At 61.8% G+C, this 15,188-nt stretch carries 13 protein-coding genes; 6 read left to right on the top strand and 7 right to left on the bottom strand.

The genetic code is table 11. The annotated features are described in order from the left end of the window. Window positions 1-41 precede the first annotated feature (41 nt). The 4 genes from ACM6JM_RS19855 to ACM6JM_RS19840 all read left to right on the top strand — a co-directional run bounded on the left by ACM6JM_RS19855 (window position 42) and on the right by ACM6JM_RS19840 (window position 3,431). Complete coding sequence (locus tag ACM6JM_RS19855; RefSeq protein ID WP_074690117.1) at window positions 42-1,067, top strand: putative 2-aminoethylphosphonate ABC transporter substrate-binding protein; 1,026 nt, start codon at window positions 42-44, stop codon at window positions 1,065-1,067. Between the two features lie 152 nt (window positions 1,068-1,219). Next, the gene (locus ACM6JM_RS19850) at window positions 1,220-2,359 is read left to right on the top strand and encodes a TIGR03364 family FAD-dependent oxidoreductase (protein ID WP_414882386.1); all 1,140 of its coding nucleotides are present in this window, start codon (window positions 1,220-1,222) and stop codon (window positions 2,357-2,359) included. Further along, on the top strand, window positions 2,353-2,919 hold the full coding sequence (locus tag ACM6JM_RS19845; protein ID WP_414882385.1) for a phosphonate degradation HD-domain oxygenase: 567 nt from the start codon (window positions 2,353-2,355) through the stop codon (window positions 2,917-2,919). The genes ACM6JM_RS19850 and ACM6JM_RS19845 overlap by 7 nt, the downstream gene beginning before the upstream one ends. Window positions 2,920-3,005: 86 nt before the next feature. Beyond that, entirely contained in the window at window positions 3,006-3,431 is a 426-nt protein-coding gene (locus ACM6JM_RS19840) for a hypothetical protein (protein WP_039767899.1), read from the top strand. Here ACM6JM_RS19840 and ACM6JM_RS19835 read toward each other — a convergent pair. Next, complete coding sequence (locus ACM6JM_RS19835; protein ID WP_414882384.1) at window positions 3,428-4,813, bottom strand: GTPase/DUF3482 domain-containing protein; 1,386 nt, start codon at window positions 4,811-4,813, stop codon at window positions 3,428-3,430. The two genes, ACM6JM_RS19840 and ACM6JM_RS19835, sit on opposite strands and share 4 nt — an antisense overlap. Then, on the bottom strand, window positions 4,806-6,179 hold the full coding sequence (locus ACM6JM_RS19830) for a DUF2868 domain-containing protein (RefSeq protein WP_414882383.1): 1,374 nt from the start codon (window positions 6,177-6,179) through the stop codon (window positions 4,806-4,808). The genes ACM6JM_RS19835 and ACM6JM_RS19830 overlap by 8 nt, the downstream gene beginning before the upstream one ends. 85 nt (window positions 6,180-6,264) lie before the next feature. Here ACM6JM_RS19830 and ACM6JM_RS19825 point away from each other — a divergent pair, with 85 nt between their 5' ends. After that, on the top strand, window positions 6,265-6,777 hold the full coding sequence (locus ACM6JM_RS19825; protein WP_414882382.1) for a dihydrofolate reductase: 513 nt from the start codon (window positions 6,265-6,267) through the stop codon (window positions 6,775-6,777). Window positions 6,778-6,870: 93 nt separating this feature from the next. On the opposite strand, the gene ACM6JM_RS19820 is transcribed toward ACM6JM_RS19825, so the two are convergent. Next, complete coding sequence (locus ACM6JM_RS19820; protein WP_039767903.1) at window positions 6,871-8,259, bottom strand: L-cystine transporter; 1,389 nt, start codon at window positions 8,257-8,259, stop codon at window positions 6,871-6,873. Between the two features lie 241 nt (window positions 8,260-8,500). Here ACM6JM_RS19820 and ACM6JM_RS19815 point away from each other — a divergent pair, with 241 nt between their 5' ends. After that, entirely contained in the window at window positions 8,501-9,562 is a 1,062-nt protein-coding gene (locus ACM6JM_RS19815) for a phosphorylcholine phosphatase (RefSeq protein WP_011336406.1), read from the top strand. A gap of 207 nt (window positions 9,563-9,769) precedes the next feature. Here the strand turns inward: ACM6JM_RS19815 and ilvD are convergent, their stop codons facing one another. The 4 genes from ilvD to ACM6JM_RS19795 form a co-directional block, all read right to left on the bottom strand. Further along, window positions 9,770-11,611 (bottom strand): dihydroxy-acid dehydratase, encoded by a 1,842-nt coding sequence (ilvD, locus tag ACM6JM_RS19810; protein WP_011336405.1) that lies wholly within the window; start codon window positions 11,609-11,611, stop codon window positions 9,770-9,772. 255 nt (window positions 11,612-11,866) lie between these two features. Continuing rightward, entirely contained in the window at window positions 11,867-13,084 is a 1,218-nt protein-coding gene (locus ACM6JM_RS19805; RefSeq protein ID WP_414882381.1) for a multidrug effflux MFS transporter, read from the bottom strand. Further along, window positions 13,077-14,033: a diiron oxygenase gene (locus tag ACM6JM_RS19800; protein ID WP_414882380.1), complete on the bottom strand. Its 957-nt coding sequence runs from the start codon at window positions 14,031-14,033 to the stop codon at window positions 13,077-13,079. Before ACM6JM_RS19800 ends, ACM6JM_RS19805 begins: the two co-directional genes overlap by 8 nt. Beyond that, entirely contained in the window at window positions 14,030-15,103 is a 1,074-nt protein-coding gene (locus ACM6JM_RS19795) for a SagB family peptide dehydrogenase (RefSeq protein WP_103385331.1), read from the bottom strand. Before ACM6JM_RS19795 ends, ACM6JM_RS19800 begins: the two co-directional genes overlap by 4 nt. Window positions 15,104-15,188: the final 85 nt, after the last annotated feature.

Raw genomic sequence — 15,188 nt, 5'->3', positions numbered from 1 at the left:
ACTTATCCCTATTGCCTCAACTCACCTACAGGAAAACGATCATGTTCAAGCCTATGGCCCTGGCCGCTGCTGTGCTCGCTGCTTTCAGCCTGAATGCCTTCGCGGCAAAAACCGAGTTGACGGTGTACACCGCCCTCGAAGCCGAGCAGTTGAAGTCCTACAAAGAGGCCTTCGAAAAGGCCAACCCGGACGTCGAGATCAAGTGGGTGCGCGATTCCACCGGGATCATCACCGCCAAACTGCTGGCCGAAAAGGATCGCCCGCAGGCTGACGCAGTGTGGGGCCTGGCGGCGTCGAGTCTGGCGATCCTCGATCAGCAAGGCATGCTGCAAAGCTATGCACCGAAGGATCTGGGCAAGATCGGCGCGAACTACCGCGACGCCGCCAACCCGCCAGCCTGGGTCGGCATGGACGTCTGGGCCGCAACCATTTGCTTCAACACCGTCGAGGCCGAAAAACAGGGCCTGACCAAACCGGTGAGCTGGCAGGATCTGACCAAGCCGGAGTACAAAGGCAAGATCGTGATGCCGAACCCGGCCTCGTCCGGCACTGGTTTTCTCGACGTCAGCGCCTGGCTGCAAACCTTCGGCGAGAAACAGGGCTGGGCTTACATGGACGGTCTGCACCAGAACATCGGCCAGTACGTTCACTCCGGTTCCAAGCCTTGCAAACTGGCGGCGGCGGGCGAATTCCCGATCGGGATTTCCTTCGAATACCCGGCCGTTCAGCTGAAGCGCCAAGGTGCACCGTTGGACATCATCCTGCCGAAGGAAGGCCTGGGCTGGGAGATCGAAGCGACTGCCGTGATCAAAGGCACGCCGCATGAGGAAGCTGCGAAGAAACTGGCCGACTTCTCCGCCAGCGCCCCGGCGATGGACCTGTACAAGGAAAACTTCGCCGTCCTCGCCCAGCCGGGCATCGCCAAGCCACAGACGGAGCTGCCGGCCGACTACGAGCAGCGCCTGATCAAGAACGACTTCGCCTGGGCCTCGAAGAACCGCGACGAGATCCTGACCGAATGGCGCAAGCGTTATGACGGCAAGTCCGAGAAAGTCGCTGCCAAGTAAATCTTCTTACCCGATCGTTCCCTGACGGAGCTTTGATCGTTCCCACGCTCCGCGTGGGAATGCAGCCAAGGACGCTCTGCGTCCTCTGTGACGCAGAGCGTCACGGTATTCATTCCCACGCAGAGCGTGGGAACGATCATTGAGGTAGCTACATGACACAACACAAAGACTTGCTGATCGTCGGCGCCGGCATCCTGGGCCTGTCCCACGCCTGGGCCGCCGCCCGGCGCGGTCTCAAGGTCACGGTTTTCGAACGCACTGCCACGCCACTCGGCGCGTCGGTGCGCAACTTCGGCCAGGCACTGGTCACCGGCCAGCCACCGGGTCCGATGCTCGAACTGGCCAAGGCCACCCGCGACATCTGGGGCCAGTGGGCGCAGCTCGCCGGCCTGCAACTCAAGCGCAACGGCTCGTACCTGTTCGCCCGCACCGAGGCCGAAGAGCACTTGCTCGAAACCTTCTGCGCCGGGCGCGCCGTGGAGCACGACTACCGCGTCGAACTGCTGCGCGGTGCCGCGCTGCGCGATCTGTACGGCGGCCAGTTCAGCCATCACCGCGCCGCGCTGCACGGGATGGACGATCAACAGCTGTATTCCCGGGAAGCGATTCCGGCGCTGATCGAATACCTGCGTCGCGAACTCGACGTCGAGTTTCACTTCTCGACGCTGGTGCGCGACGTCGAGCCTGGGCGCCTGCACAGCACCGCCGGGATCTTCTCCGCCGAACAGATCATCGTCTGCTCCGGCCACGACTATCAGACCTTGCTGGCCGGGCCGATTGCCGCCCTCGACCCGCAAATCTGCCGCCTGCAAATGCTCCGCGTCCGGCCGCAGATCGACCTGAACTTGCAACACGCCTTGCTCACCGGCCTCAGTTGCGTGCATTACGGCGCTTTCGCTGACTTGCCGGAAGCGGCGGCGGTGCAGGCGCAGATCCTGCGCGAGCAACCGCACTTGCAGGAAAACGGCATTCACCTGCTGATCAGCCCGACGCCGTATGGCGAACTGATCATTGGCGATTCTCACCATTACGGCAGCGATCCATCGCCGTTCAACGCCGAGCAGGTCGATGACTGGATGCTCGAACTGGCCGAGCACACCCTCGGTTGCAAGGTGCAAGTGGTCGAGCGCTGGCAGGGTGTCTATGGTGCCCGGGGGCCGGGGCCGTTTTCATTCCTGCGTCCGGCGCCGGGGCTGAGTGTTGCGCTGATGCACAGCGGCGTCGGCATGAGCGTCGGCCCGGCCATGGCCGAGCGCAATGTGGCACAGCTTTTTGGAGAGAACGGATGTTGAGTCACGAACAAGTCATCGACCGGGTGTTCGGCCTCTATGAGCGCTTCGGCGCCAGCGACTACATCGGCGAACCGGTGTCGCAGATCGAGCACATGTCCCAGGCAGCGCAACTGGCCATCGCCGAAGGCTTCGACGACGAAGTGGTGCTCGCCGCATTCTTCCACGACATCGGTCATTTGTGTGCCGTAGGCGCAGAGAACATGGGCGGTTACGGCGTGGTCAGCCACGAACGCCTCGGCGCGGATTACTTGCGTGAGGCCGGCTTCAGCGAACGCATGGCGCGGCTGGTGGAATATCACGTCCAGGCCAAGCGCTATCTGACGCTCAGGGAGTCGGGTTATTACGAGCGCTTGAGCGAAGCCAGCCGCCGCACCCTGGACTATCAGGGCGGTGTGATGACCGAGGCTGAAGCCGATGCGTTCGAGCAGGATCCGTTGTGCGCCGTCAGTCTGCGGATGCGCCAGTGGGATGAGTTGGCGAAGGAAATGGCCGTGCCGGTGATGGATCTTGCGGAGCTGAAGCACAAGGCCTTCACCGTGCTGTCCGGCGAGACGCGCTGAACCTTCTTACGCCAAACCGGGAAACGGTGCATGGCAGGTATTGCCCCTTCGGCCCAGACTGGTCTTTTTGCCGAAGGAGCGCACGGATGCGTTTTTTGAAAGTGATTGCCCGGGATCGATCCGGCAGCGGCGCAGGGGACACTGTCCAGTTGCGCTTTCATGACAGCGAACAGGATTGGCGCGAAGCCTCTGCCCGTGAAGTCGCGCAACTGCGCAGCTTCACCCGAACCTATCTGAAATGTGCCTGGTTCAACGCGGCCGATGAGGACACGCGGCATCTGCGGATCTTCGCTCTGAACCCCGGCCGCGATGGAACGCCGGAATCAGTGAGGCTGCACTTTCATAAGGGCGAAACCATCGCTTACAAGGCCGCCGTCCACGACCTGGATAACGATGGCGGTTTCGAGGTTGTCCTGTGTTCGGACGTCGACAACGACGGGCGCGCCAATCGCACCGATCGCAGCCGGGTGACGGCGCTGGTCAAACCGTTCCTCAAGCTCGGCTGGTTCTAGAGTTCGAGCACTTTGCTCACCAGCTCATCGATCTGTTCCTGACGCTGAGCCTGATTCAGCTTCGAATGCGGATTGAGCGATGACCATTGCGGGTGGGCCCGGGCGATGTTCAGGGCCTCCGGCAGCTTGCCTTCGCGCCAGGTCTTGTCCTGCGGCGCGGCCACCTGAATGCTGTCCAGCGCCGCATGGCCACGGGCGTTCAGCGCTTGCAGCAGTTGCCGCTGACGCAGGGCCAGCAGGCGCAAAACGTTGTCGTCGACCGTCAGCTCTCGCTGCCCTTTGATCTTGCCCAGCAGGCGGTTGCCGTAGCTGCGGGCAGTTTGCAGGGCACCGCCGGCAATCGCGCCGGCCAGGGCTGCTGCCCCGAGGGTGATGCCGCCGACCAGCAAGTCCACACCCGCACCGGCGGCTGCACCCGCGGCAATCCCGCCGCCGACTCGCACGCCAAGCTGCTTAAGGGTTTCCGGGTTGAACAGGTCATCGCCCCAACGCCCGTCGAGCAGCGGCAGATCACTGGCGGCGGCGTCCTGCGGGCGGAAAGCGTAGAGCTTGAGCAGCGCTTCGACGCAGCGTTGTTCGCGTTGGCGCACGGCTTTGCGCAGTTCGCTGATGGCCTGTTGTTCCTGTTCAGCGTTGCTCGCCACACTGCGTCGGCACGCGGCGCAGTCGATCAACAGTTCGGCGATCAAGCGCGCGGCGCTTTGCTCGCGGGCGAGGCGCTGGGCCTGTTGATCGGCGATCAGCCGTTCCAGTTGTGGGCGGGCGTTTTCCAGCAACAGTGCGAGGCTTTCATACAGCCGCCGCTCGCCATCTTCCGGCGGGGCGACGCTGTCGAAACGCACCAGCGCGTGCAGTCCCAGACGCGCCAGTGCTTCGCGCCAGTCCGGCTCGCGGTGGTTGGCGCTGCTGACGAAATTCAGCACCGGCAGCAACGGTTTGCCGCAACTGGCCAGCACTTCCAGTTCGTCGCGGTACTTGGCCAGCACCGGTTCGCGTGCATCGATCACATACAGGCCGGCGTCGGAATCAAGCAGTTGCCGCAGGACTTTGGCTTCCTGTTCGAAACGCTGGCGCGCCTCGCTGCCGTCGAGAAACCGCGCCAGCCGTGCCGGGCCGTCGAGGCGTTCGCCGGGGCGTTCCAGACGCTCGAGAAAATCCAGCAGGGCGATGGCATCTTCCAGACCGGGTGTGTCGTAGAGGTCGAGCAACGGCTCGCCATCCACCGACAACCGCGCGCCTTCGACATGCCGCGTGGTGCTCGGGCGATGAGAGACTTCGCCGAAGCCGACGTCGCGGGTCAGGGTGCGCAACAGCGAAGTCTTGCCGACGTTGGTGTGGCCGACCACTGCCAGTTTCAGCGGCGCTTTCCAGGCATCAGTCATGTCCGTGCTCCAGCCAGTTCAACGGGGCGCAATCGGCGAACGGCAGTTCCAGCTGATGCAATGCCACGTGCCAGTCACCGAGGCGTTCGGCGTCCAGCGCTTGTCCTTGCGGCGCTTGCAACAGCCAGACACGGGTTGCGGCGGCGTTGCGCGCCAGCTCGGCAATCAGCGCCAGGCTGCCGCGATCCGGCGAACGCCGTGGGTCGCAGGCAATCGCCAGGCGCGCCGGCGGGAAGCGGCTGAGCTGTTCGAGCAGTTTGTTGCGCGATTCCCGACTGTCGAGGATGCCGGCGTTGCTGACGTTTTTCGGCAGCGTCGGCGGCCATGAGTGTTGATCGTCGAGTTCGATTGCCACCAGCAACGCGCCATCGCTGGCGTGTTCGCCCACGGTGCTTTCGACGCGGTGCAATTGCGCAGGCTCCGGGTCGGTGATGCCGAGGCGTTCGCTGGTCGGCATCAGGCGTTCGCGCAACTGGGCGTAACCGGGCAGGTTCAGGTCCAGGCGCAACGCAGCCTTGCCGCTGTTCCAGCGCCAGAAGCAAAACAGCGCCAACAGCAGGCGCGGCAACACGCCGTACACCACCAGCACGCCGACCAGCCAGGTCGCCCAGGCCTGACGGGCGCTTTCGATGTTCAGCGCGGTGTCGCCGCTGGCGCGGATCATTTCGACTGTGGGCACGTTAAAGCCCAGCAGCGCCGGCAATGCGCCGAGGGACTGGGTCATGTTGATGAATGTGTCGGCACTGAGAATCGTGGTTTCCCAGACGAAGCCGTAGCGCCGGGTCGCCATCAGCGTCAGCAGCAAAAACAGCGCGCTGACCATCGCCAGCAACCACAGGCCATTGACCAGCGTACCGAGTGCCCAGCGATTGAGCTTCTTGCGTTGCAGCATCAGCAGCAGAGCCGGCGCCAGTTGCGCCGCCTTGGCGTCGCGGGCGAGTTTTTCACTGAGCCACAGCCACAAGCGGCCGAGGGTGGCGCCATGTTCGCCAGCGAAGATCAGCCCCAGCGCCCAGCTCAACAGCAGAATCAGGTTCAGCCCGAGCAGACTGCCCAGGGCCCAGAACACATTGACCGGCGTCTGGCCCAGTGCGGCGAAGGCCAGCCCTGCGCCGCTCAGTACCGCGAAGATCGCCAGCAGCACCAGCGCCAGACGCGCGCCTTGCAGCCAGTGCTTGAGCGCGGCGGTCAGGCCGTCGCGCTCGGCCAGCCACAGGGCGCGGCGCTGAATGCGTCCCGGCAGATCGCCGCCGGCCGCGCGGGCCAGGCGATTGGCTTCCAGATCGTCCAGCGGGCCTGCGTGTTCTTCGCGCAGGCGCACGGTTTCGGTGAGCCAGAGGTTTTGCAGTGAAGTCAGTTCAGTCACGCGGCATCCCGTTGCTTGATTGAGCCGTGAGCATAACCGCTGTGGCGCTTATCGGGGTAAGGGCGGCTCTGGTATCCTCGCCGGCATGACTAAATCACTCCCCCTCAGCCTGATCGCAGCCCTCGGTGAAAACCGTGTGATCGGCGTCGACAACAGCATGCCCTGGCACCTGCCGGGGGACTTCAAATACTTCAAGGCCACGACGCTCGGCAAGCCGATCATCATGGGCCGCAAGACCTGGGACTCGCTGGGTCGTCCGTTGCCGGGGCGTTTGAATATCGTGGTCAGCCGCCAGACCGGTCTGGTGCTGGAAGGCGCGGAAGTCTATCCGTCGCTGGAAGCGGCCGTGGTTCGCGCCGAAGCGTGGGCGAAAGAGCAGGGCGTCGACGAATTGATGCTGATTGGCGGGGCGCAATTGTATGCGCAGGGGCTGGCGCAGGCGGATCGTTTGTATCTGACTCGCGTGGCACTGAGCCCGGAAGGGGATGCGTGGTTTCCGGAGTTCGATCTGAACCAGTGGAAGCTGGTGTCGAACGTGCCGAATCCGGCTGAAGGCGACAAACCGGCTTACAATTTCGAAGTCTGGGAAAGAAGATAGCTACAAGCTTCGAGCTGCAAGCCGCAAGTAAAAGCTGGAATGCTCTTCTTGCAGCTTGCAGCTTGCAGCTTGCAGCTTGCAGCTTGCAGCTTGCTAGCTCGCTAGCTCCGCATGCTCATCGGCATCCAGCAGGGCCTTGTCGGTCTGCTGCATCACCTGGCTGGTAATCGCACCGGCCGTGATCGAACCACTCACGTTCAGCGCCGTACGGCCCATGTCGATCAGCGGCTCGACCGAAATCAGCAACGCCACCAGCGAAACCGGCAAGCCCATGGCCGGCAGCACGATCAGCGCGGCGAAGGTCGCACCTCCACCCACGCCCGCCACACCGGCCGAACTTAAGGTCACGATCGCCACCAGCGTCGCGATCCACAGCGGATCCAGGGGGTTGATGCCGACGGTTGGCGCAACCATCACCGCCAACATCGCCGGGTACAGACCGGCGCAGCCGTTCTGGCCGATGGTCGCACCGAACGATGCGGCGAAGCTTGCCACCGATTGCGGAATGCCCAGACGACGGGTCTGCGCTTCGATGCTCAGCGGGATGCTCGCCGCACTGGAGCGGCTGGTGAACGCGAAGGTCAGCACCGGCCAGATCTTGCGGAAGAAACGCAGCGGATTGATCCCGGCGGCCGATACCAGCAAGCCATGCACCACGAACATCAGGCCCAGGCCGAGGTACGACACCACCACGAAACTGCCGAGCTTGATGATGTCCTGCAGGTTGGAACCGGCCACCACTTTGGTCATCAGCGCCAGCACGCCGTACGGGGTCAGCTTCATCACCAGACGCACCAGACGCATCACCCAGGCTTGCAGGGTGTCGATGGCGTTGATCACTTTCTGACCTTTCTCGACGTCATCCTTGAGCAGTTGCAGCGCGGCAACCCCCAGGAACGCGGCGAAGATCACCACGCTGATGATCGAGGTCGGTTTGGCCCGCGCCAGGTCGGCGAACGGGTTCTGCGGGATGAACGACAACAGCAGTTGCGGCACATTCAGGTCGGCGACCTTGCCGGCGTAGTCGGTCTGAATGGTTTGCAGACGGGCCATTTCCTGCGTGCCGGCGACCAGGCCTTCGGCGGTCAGGCCGAACAGGTTGGTCAGGCCGATGCCGATCACCGCCGCAATCGCGGTGGTGAACAGCAGCGTGCCGATGGTCAGGAAGCTGATCTTGCCCAGCGAAGAAGCGTTGTGCAGACGGGCCACGGCGCTGAGGATCGAGGCGAATACCAGCGGGATCACGATCATTTGCAGCAGTTGCACGTAACCGTTGCCGACCAGATCGAACCAGCCGATCGAGGCTTTCAGTACCGGGTTGCCGGCACCGTAAATCGTGTGCAGCGCGACACCGAATGCCACGCCCAGCACCAGCGCGAGCAGGACTTTTTTCGCCAGGCTCCACGAAGTGTGGCGGGTTTGCGCCAGGCCGAAGAGCAGGGCGAGGAACACCAGCAGGTTGAGAATCAGGGGCAGATTCATGAGGACTCCAGAAAAGACTGTGCCAACAGCCTTCCGGGGCTGCTGCGAACCGGCAAGCCTAACAGTTTGATTTGCAATGATTTAATACCGAAATCAGAGGTCGTCCGTCGTTTTTGGAATAAGCGGGTGTCGCTCTCGGGGATGCAGCTGGCGCGAAACGGACGTGGACGGTCGCTGACAGACGAGGACTGTCACACATATTTGTTAGCGTCGATTTCTTTGACCCAGGGAGAAAGCGCCAATGAAGTTCACACCGAAATTTCTGGCTGTCGCACTGACTGTGGGGATGGGCCTGGCCACTCAGGCATTCGCCACCGACCTGAAACACTGGCCGGCGGATCAGGCCAAGGCATTGGACGCAATGATCGCTGCCAACGCCAACAAGGGTAACTACGCGGTGTTCGACATGGACAACACCAGTTACCGCTACGACCTCGAAGAGTCGTTGCTGCCGTTCATGGAAAACAAGGGCCTGATCACCCGCGACAAGCTCGACCCTTCCCTGAAACTGATGCCGTTCAAGGACACCGCCGACCACAAGGAAAGCCTGTTCAGCTATTACTACCGCCTCTGCGAAGTCGACGACATGGTCTGCTATCCATGGGTGGCTCAGGTGTTTTCCGGCTTCACCCTCAAGGAACTCAAGGGCTACGTCGATGAGCTGATGGCCTCGGGCAAACCGGTGCCGGCGACCTATTACGAAGGTGACGTGGTCAAGAATCTGGATGTGAATCCGCCGAAGATCTTCACTGGCCAGAAAGAGCTGTACAACAAGCTGATGGAGAACGGCATCGAGGTCTACGTGATGACCGCCGCCTCCGAAGAACTGGTGCGGATGGTCGCGGCCGATCCGAAGTATGGCTACAACGTCAAACCGCAGAATGTGATCGGCGTGACCACGTTGCTGAAGAACCGCGAGACCGGCGAGCTGACCACCGCGCGCAAGCAGATCACCGCCGGCAAGTATGACGAGAAAGCCAACCTCGGCCTCGAACTGACCCCATACCTGTGGACCCCGGCGACCTGGATGGCCGGCAAGCACGCGGCGATCCTGACCTACATCGACGAATGGAAAAAACCGGTACTGGTGGGTGGCGACACCCCGACCAGCGACGGCTACATGCTGTTCCACGATGTGGACGTGGCCAAGGGCGGCATTCACCTGTGGGTCAACCGCAAGGACAAATACATGACCCAGATTCAGGGCATGATGGCCAAGCATGCGGCGGCCCAGGCGAAAGAAGGTTTGCCGGTGACGGCGGACAAGAACTGGGTGATCGTGAAGCCGGAAGAAATCCAGTAATTGCTACGGTGATCGCTCTCGAGCAGAGCGCGATGATCGTTCCCACGCTCCGCGTGGGAATGCAGCCCGTGACGCTCCGCGTCACTGGACGCAGAGCGTCCCTTGAGGCATTCCCACGCGGGAGCGTGGGAACGATCAAACGATCAAACTGAAGGCAAAAAAATGCCCCGCACTTGGCGGGGCATTTTTGTTTCTGCGATTTGACGCTTACAGCCCGTCGAGCATCGCCTTGTTGCGCACCGCACCCTTGTCGGCGCTAGTCGCCAGCAAGGCGTAGGCCTTGAGGGCGGTGGTCACTTTGCGTGGACGCTGTTCGACCGGTTTCCAGCCTTTCTTGTCCTGCTCGACCCGGCGGGCTGCCAGTTCTTCGTCGCTGATCAACAGGTTGATCGAGCGGTTCGGAATGTCGATCAGCACCTTGTCGCCGTCCTGTACCAGACCGATCGCGCCGCCGGCCGCAGCCTCTGGCGAAGCGTGGCCGATGGACAGACCGGAAGTGCCGCCGGAGAAACGGCCGTCGGTCAGCAGGGCGCAGGCTTTGCCCAGGCCTTTGGATTTCAGGTACGAGGTCGGGTAGAGCATTTCCTGCATGCCCGGGCCGCCTTTCGGGCCTTCGTAGCGAATGATGACGATGTCGCCTTCCTTCACTTCGTCGGCGAGGATGCCACGTACCGCGCTGTCCTGGCTTTCGAAGATCTTCGCGTTGCCTTCAAAGACGTGAATCGACTCGTCGACGCCGGCGGTTTTCACCACGCAGCCGTCCAGGGCGATATTGCCGTACAGCACGGCCAGGCCACCTTCTTTCGAATAGGCGTGTTCGAAGCTGCGGATGCAGCCGTTTTCACGGTCGTCGTCCAGGGTTTCCCAGCGGGTTGACTGGCTGAACGCGGTTTGCGTCGGAATGCCCGCCGGGCCTGCCTTGAAGAAATGGTGCACGGCTTCATCGTCGGTCTGGGTGATGTCCCACTTGGCGATGGCTTCTTCCATGCTGCGGCTGTGCACGGTCGGCAGGTCGGTGTGCAGCAGGCCGCCACGGGCCAGCGAACCGAGGATGCTGAAGATGCCGCCGGCGCGGTGAACGTCTTCCATGTGGTACTTCTGGATGTTCGGCGCAACTTTGCACAGTTGCGGCACCTTGCGCGACAGACGATCGATGTCACGCAGGTCGAAGTCGATCTCGGCTTCCTGGGCAGCGGCCAGCAAATGCAGGATGGTGTTGGTCGAACCGCCCATGGCGATGTCGAGCATCATCGCGTTCTCGAACGCCTTGAAGTTGGCGATGTTGCGCGGCAGTACCGACTCGTCGTTCTCGCCGTAGTAGCGTTTGCACAGCTCGACGATGGTGCGGCCGGCCTGCAGGAACAGCTGTTCGCGGTCGCTGTGGGTGGCCAGGGTCGAACCGTTGCCCGGCAGTGCGAGGCCCAGGGCTTCGGTCAGGCAGTTCATCGAGTTGGCGGTGAACATGCCGGAGCACGAACCGCAGGTCGGGCAGGCGCTGCGCTCGTACTCGGCAACCTTCTCGTCAGAAGCGCTGGAGTCGGCGGCAATGACCATGGCGTCGACGAGGTCGAGACCGTGGCTGGCCAGTTTGGTCTTGCCGGCTTCCATCGGGCCGCCGGAGACGAAGATCACCGGGATGTTCAGGCGCAGAGCGGCCATCAGCATGCCCGGGGTGATCTTGTCGCAGTTCGAGATGCAGACGATGGCGTCGGCGCAGTGGGCGTTGACCATGTACTCGACGGAGTCGGCGATGATCTCGCGGCTCGGCAGCGAATAGAGCATGCCGTCGTGGCCCATGGCGATGCCGTCGTCCACGGCGATGGTGTTGAATTCTTTGGCAACGCCGCCAGCGCGTTCGATCTCGCGGGCAACCAGTTGGCCCAGGTCCTTCAGGTGCACATGGCCCGGTACGAACTGGGTGAAGGAGTTGGCAATGGCGATGATCGGCTTCTTGAAGTCGTCATCTTTCATCCCGGTGGCGCGCCACAGTGCGCGGGCGCCGGCCATGTTGCGGCCGTGGGTGGATGTTTTCGAGCGGTAATCTGGCATGGAGCACTCCGGGCGGCTAATCAGGTATCAAAGGGGAGTGAGCTTCTATTGACGTCTGGAACACTCAGAAATGGCCGTGTGTCCTGATGTTGCCGATGACGTTGCGGGATCGCCGCTGGTCTCAGCCTGAGCTCATAAACCCGCCGGGGATGAATGGCGATGAATCTCGCGATTCTACACCGCTGGCGTCAGGAGGGAATGGCGCAAAGCGTTGTTCCAGTGCTGACGAAGCGTGCGGGATGACGACCGGCAGGATTAATCGCTGTCCGGTTGCCCCACCAGATCGTTGCGCCGACTGATCCGCGCGTTCAACGCCAGTGCCACCCCGCTGAGTATCACGAAGCTGTAGCCCAGCGTGGATTGCAGATTGGTGGGGCTCAGGCTGATCAAGGCACTGATCAAGCCTCCGCAGATGAAAATGATCGTGCTGCCGGCCGAGGCCGAGGTGCCGGCGTTTTCCGGAAACAGACTCATGGCTCGGGACGTGGCCGCCGGCCGGGCAATGGTGGTGCCGGCGGTACAGATCAGCATCGGGATCAGCACGGTCGCCGGAGCCAGTGCAAAGCTTGACGACAGGTACACCAGGGTCACGCCGGCGAACAGGATCAGACTCAAGCCGACGACCATCTGCTGGCCGCTGTTGATGCGCCTGCTCAGCACGCTGGCGAGGATACCCCCGGTGACGTAAGCCGCACCGTAGATCAGCAGGATCAACGAAAATTCGTAAGCGGACAGTTGCAGCCGATCCATGAAGATCAGCGGCGAGATCACGATGAATGAAAAGTGGCAGGCGAACGCAAATGCCGAAATCAGCCAGTAGCCGACGAAGTCGAAATCTCCCAGAACCTGTCGATAGGCCGTGAGGAAGTTCGTCCGGGTGCCACTGGCGATCGGTCGGGTGTTCTCCAGAAACAGCCAGGCCTTGAGCAGTACTGCGGCTGATAATGCGATGAACACCCAGAAACTGCCGCGCCAGCCCAATGTCGCCTGAAGAAAGGTGCCAGCCAGCGGCGATATCGAGATGAAGATTCCGCCGGCGGTCACCATCAGGATCCGCAGGCGATCACGTTGCTCGCCTTCAAACAGGTCCTGCACCAGCGCCTGTGACAGCACGAAGCAACCGCACCCCAGCGCCTGCACCACCCGAAAAATCAGAAACAGCGAATAGTCCGAGGTCATCACGCACCCGAGGGCACCGAGTATGGAAACGCTCATGCCGGCGAGCAGCAGCCCCTTGCGTCCGATCACATCCGACAGCGGCCCGATCAGCAACTGGGCGAAGGCAATCCCGACCGCAAACAGGCTGATCGACAGGGCGATGTCCGCCGGGGTGCGGCGAAAGTGCTCCGCCAGTGCCGGAAACGAAGGCAGCAGGACATCCAGCGGAAAGACGCCGAGCAACACCATTGCCAGCAAAAGACTGACAGCCCCGCGCCGCTGTCGTCGGGTCACCATAGATTGTCCGTCATCCATCGATCAGTCCTGCCCTGGCAAATAGTGTCTGGTTTTGAGGTTCGGCGAAAAAACCGGCTTTTTTCAGTGCGCTCAATGTGGCGAGGCTGCCAGCTCGCGCTCGTTGCCGACTGGCCTGGGTCGTTGTCATCGTGCCGAGAATGTCTCTCACCGTGGTGTTTGCAATGCCCGCGCCACCGAGGCTTTCCTGCAGCCAGTGCTCATCCACTTCGAAGAAGATTTGCAGAATGTCGAGCAAGGTCGTCGCGGCAAACGTTCGCTGTCGCGAATTCAAGTGCAGCCAGAGGTAGTGGAACACTTCGGTGAAATAGCGGCTGTGACGCGCTTCGTCGGTGAGGTGATCGCGCAACATGTCGTTGACGCCGGACACCAGACTGTCGCGGCAGACATCCAGCAGTTCACGGGCAATGATGGTTTCCGAGACGAAACCCAGAAGAAAGCACGCCAGTGGCCGTTGCTCCTGACTGGTGCGAGCTATCAGCAGGTTCATCCGGGTGATCCGTCTGGGCATCACCGGGCGCCCGGTGATGGCGTAGAGGCTGGCGATCTGCTCGGCCACCTGACTGGAAAACAGGGCGTGGTAGCCCTCGTCGGTGTAGAGCTGGAGCGCGGCGGTTTTCATCGGCGCCGGCACCGCGACGGGCAGCTCGCCGTGGACGATGGTTTCGACGGCGCGATTGACGATCCGGTGTTCGAGCAGCGTGGTGTAGTCGAGAAAATGCACCAGATGTCGAGCCGTAAGTCGATGCAGCATCGAACGGCCCGCCGCTTCGATGGCTGGATGGGCCAGATACGGCAGGAACGCCGGCGGAAACCAGTGCCGGGTCTCCAGTTGTTCCTGCACGTTGTCCGGCAAGCGGTAATCGTGAGGACTGGTGCGAACCGAGGCGCGGCTGTTCCAGTCGCTCAGGGTGAACTGAAAGACCGGCTCCGGGGCGAGGGCGTTCATGGCTGTGCCTCACGCAACAGGTCGCGCATTTCCTCACACATCGCCTGGCCGTCGCTTTCCCCGCAACCGACAAAGAACAAGGGTTGTTCCGCACTGTTCTCGAGCTTCAGCAACGCTTCGACCTGCTCATCGGAAAACGCGCCTGTGAGCCAGGTGTTCATGCCGAGCGCTGTCGCCACCAGTTGAAACGTCTGCGAAAGGTGCCCGGCTTCGACGAACGCCATTCGATAGGCGCGCGAATGCGGGTATTTCCACCAGAGCCGGTCGAAGCGGGCGGTGATGAACAGGCCCAATGGCAGGTTGTTGATGAAGTGCTGGCCCCCCAGCAGATTGCCAAATTCGCTGTCGGGCAAGGGACTGATAAAGCTCAAGGCGTGTTCGGCAGGGTGGTAGGCATACGCGCCAGGCGCCAAAGCGTCGACGTTCTGCACCAGCACGAACCCGGCGCAGGCATTGAGGCCGCCTCCGGAAGGGCTGCTGCGTCGTGCGCTCAGTCCATCGGCAATGCTGTCGTCGCGGTCGGCTTCGCGTTCTCGCAGGTAACCGAGTGACAGGTAAAGCAAGGTGCCGACATCGTCCAGCGAAACGGCGGCACCGGTGAAGGAGCGGCAGGTTTTTCGCCGGGTCAGTGAGTTCAACAGGCTGTCGTCATTCAGTGCCAGCGGTTCGGGCAGTGCGATAAGTGCGTTCGGACCGGTATCCACAGGGGCATCGGCCGGCGGTGGAATGGTAAGCACTGTGTTGCAGTGTTCCAGGTACTGCCGAGACCATTCCTGAATATTTCGGGGAGTGTGTTCGCAGGGGATATCCCGGGTCCCGATATGGTAGATCCTGGACAGTTCATCCCAGCCCCAGGCAGGCGCCGGGATTTTATAAGAAGTCAGTATTCCTGCATTTAAAAGCTGCGTATCTATTATGTTGTTGTTGTCGTATAAGTCAGGGTTGTGAACAAGTTGCGCCAGTCGGGAAGCGTACTCAAGATCAAGTTCATGTTGAGCATGGTCTTTGTAATTCCAGACTATCTGGCCGGGCGTTCGGGGCAATATGAATAAATAAGGGTTTATATGCATGTTGGATCGCGCTGCTCTGGACAGGTAAATTCTCAGAGGCGCTGGGTAGCCGGCTATACCCAGCGCCAACCTTACTTAACGAGCT

Origin of the sequence: Pseudomonas sp. IT-P2 (genome assembly GCF_949767575.1) — a bacterium.
GTDB classification, from domain to species: Bacteria; Pseudomonadota; Gammaproteobacteria; order Pseudomonadales; family Pseudomonadaceae; genus Aquipseudomonas; species Aquipseudomonas pharyngis.
The sequence above is the reverse complement of the archived record's forward strand: the minus strand, read 5'-3'. Positions and strand labels throughout refer to the sequence as shown.

Bases quoted from the DNA above. Each gene is read 5' to 3' on its own strand.
- ACM6JM_RS19855 (WP_074690117.1), top strand. From the start codon at position 42: ATGTTCAAGCCTATGGCCCTGGCCGCTGCTGTGCTCGCTGCTTTCAGC.
- ACM6JM_RS19850 (WP_414882386.1), top strand. From the start codon at position 1,220: ATGACACAACACAAAGACTTGCTGATCGTCGGCGCCGGCATCCTGGGC.
- ACM6JM_RS19845 (WP_414882385.1), top strand. From the start codon at position 2,353: ATGTTGAGTCACGAACAAGTCATCGACCGGGTGTTCGGCCTCTATGAG.
- ACM6JM_RS19840 (WP_039767899.1), top strand. From the start codon at position 3,006: ATGCGTTTTTTGAAAGTGATTGCCCGGGATCGATCCGGCAGCGGCGCA.
- ACM6JM_RS19835 (WP_414882384.1), bottom strand. From the start codon at position 4,813: ATGACTGATGCCTGGAAAGCGCCGCTGAAACTGGCAGTGGTCGGCCAC.
- ACM6JM_RS19825 (WP_414882382.1), top strand. From the start codon at position 6,265: ATGACTAAATCACTCCCCCTCAGCCTGATCGCAGCCCTCGGTGAAAAC.
- ACM6JM_RS19820 (WP_039767903.1), bottom strand. From the start codon at position 8,259: ATGAATCTGCCCCTGATTCTCAACCTGCTGGTGTTCCTCGCCCTGCTC.
- ACM6JM_RS19815 (WP_011336406.1), top strand. From the start codon at position 8,501: ATGAAGTTCACACCGAAATTTCTGGCTGTCGCACTGACTGTGGGGATG.
- ilvD (WP_011336405.1), bottom strand. From the start codon at position 11,611: ATGCCAGATTACCGCTCGAAAACATCCACCCACGGCCGCAACATGGCC.
- ACM6JM_RS19805 (WP_414882381.1), bottom strand. From the start codon at position 13,084: ATGGATGACGGACAATCTATGGTGACCCGACGACAGCGGCGCGGGGCT.
- ACM6JM_RS19800 (WP_414882380.1), bottom strand. From the start codon at position 14,033: ATGAACGCCCTCGCCCCGGAGCCGGTCTTTCAGTTCACCCTGAGCGAC.
- ACM6JM_RS19795 (WP_103385331.1), bottom strand. From the start codon at position 15,103: ATGCATATAAACCCTTATTTATTCATATTGCCCCGAACGCCCGGCCAG.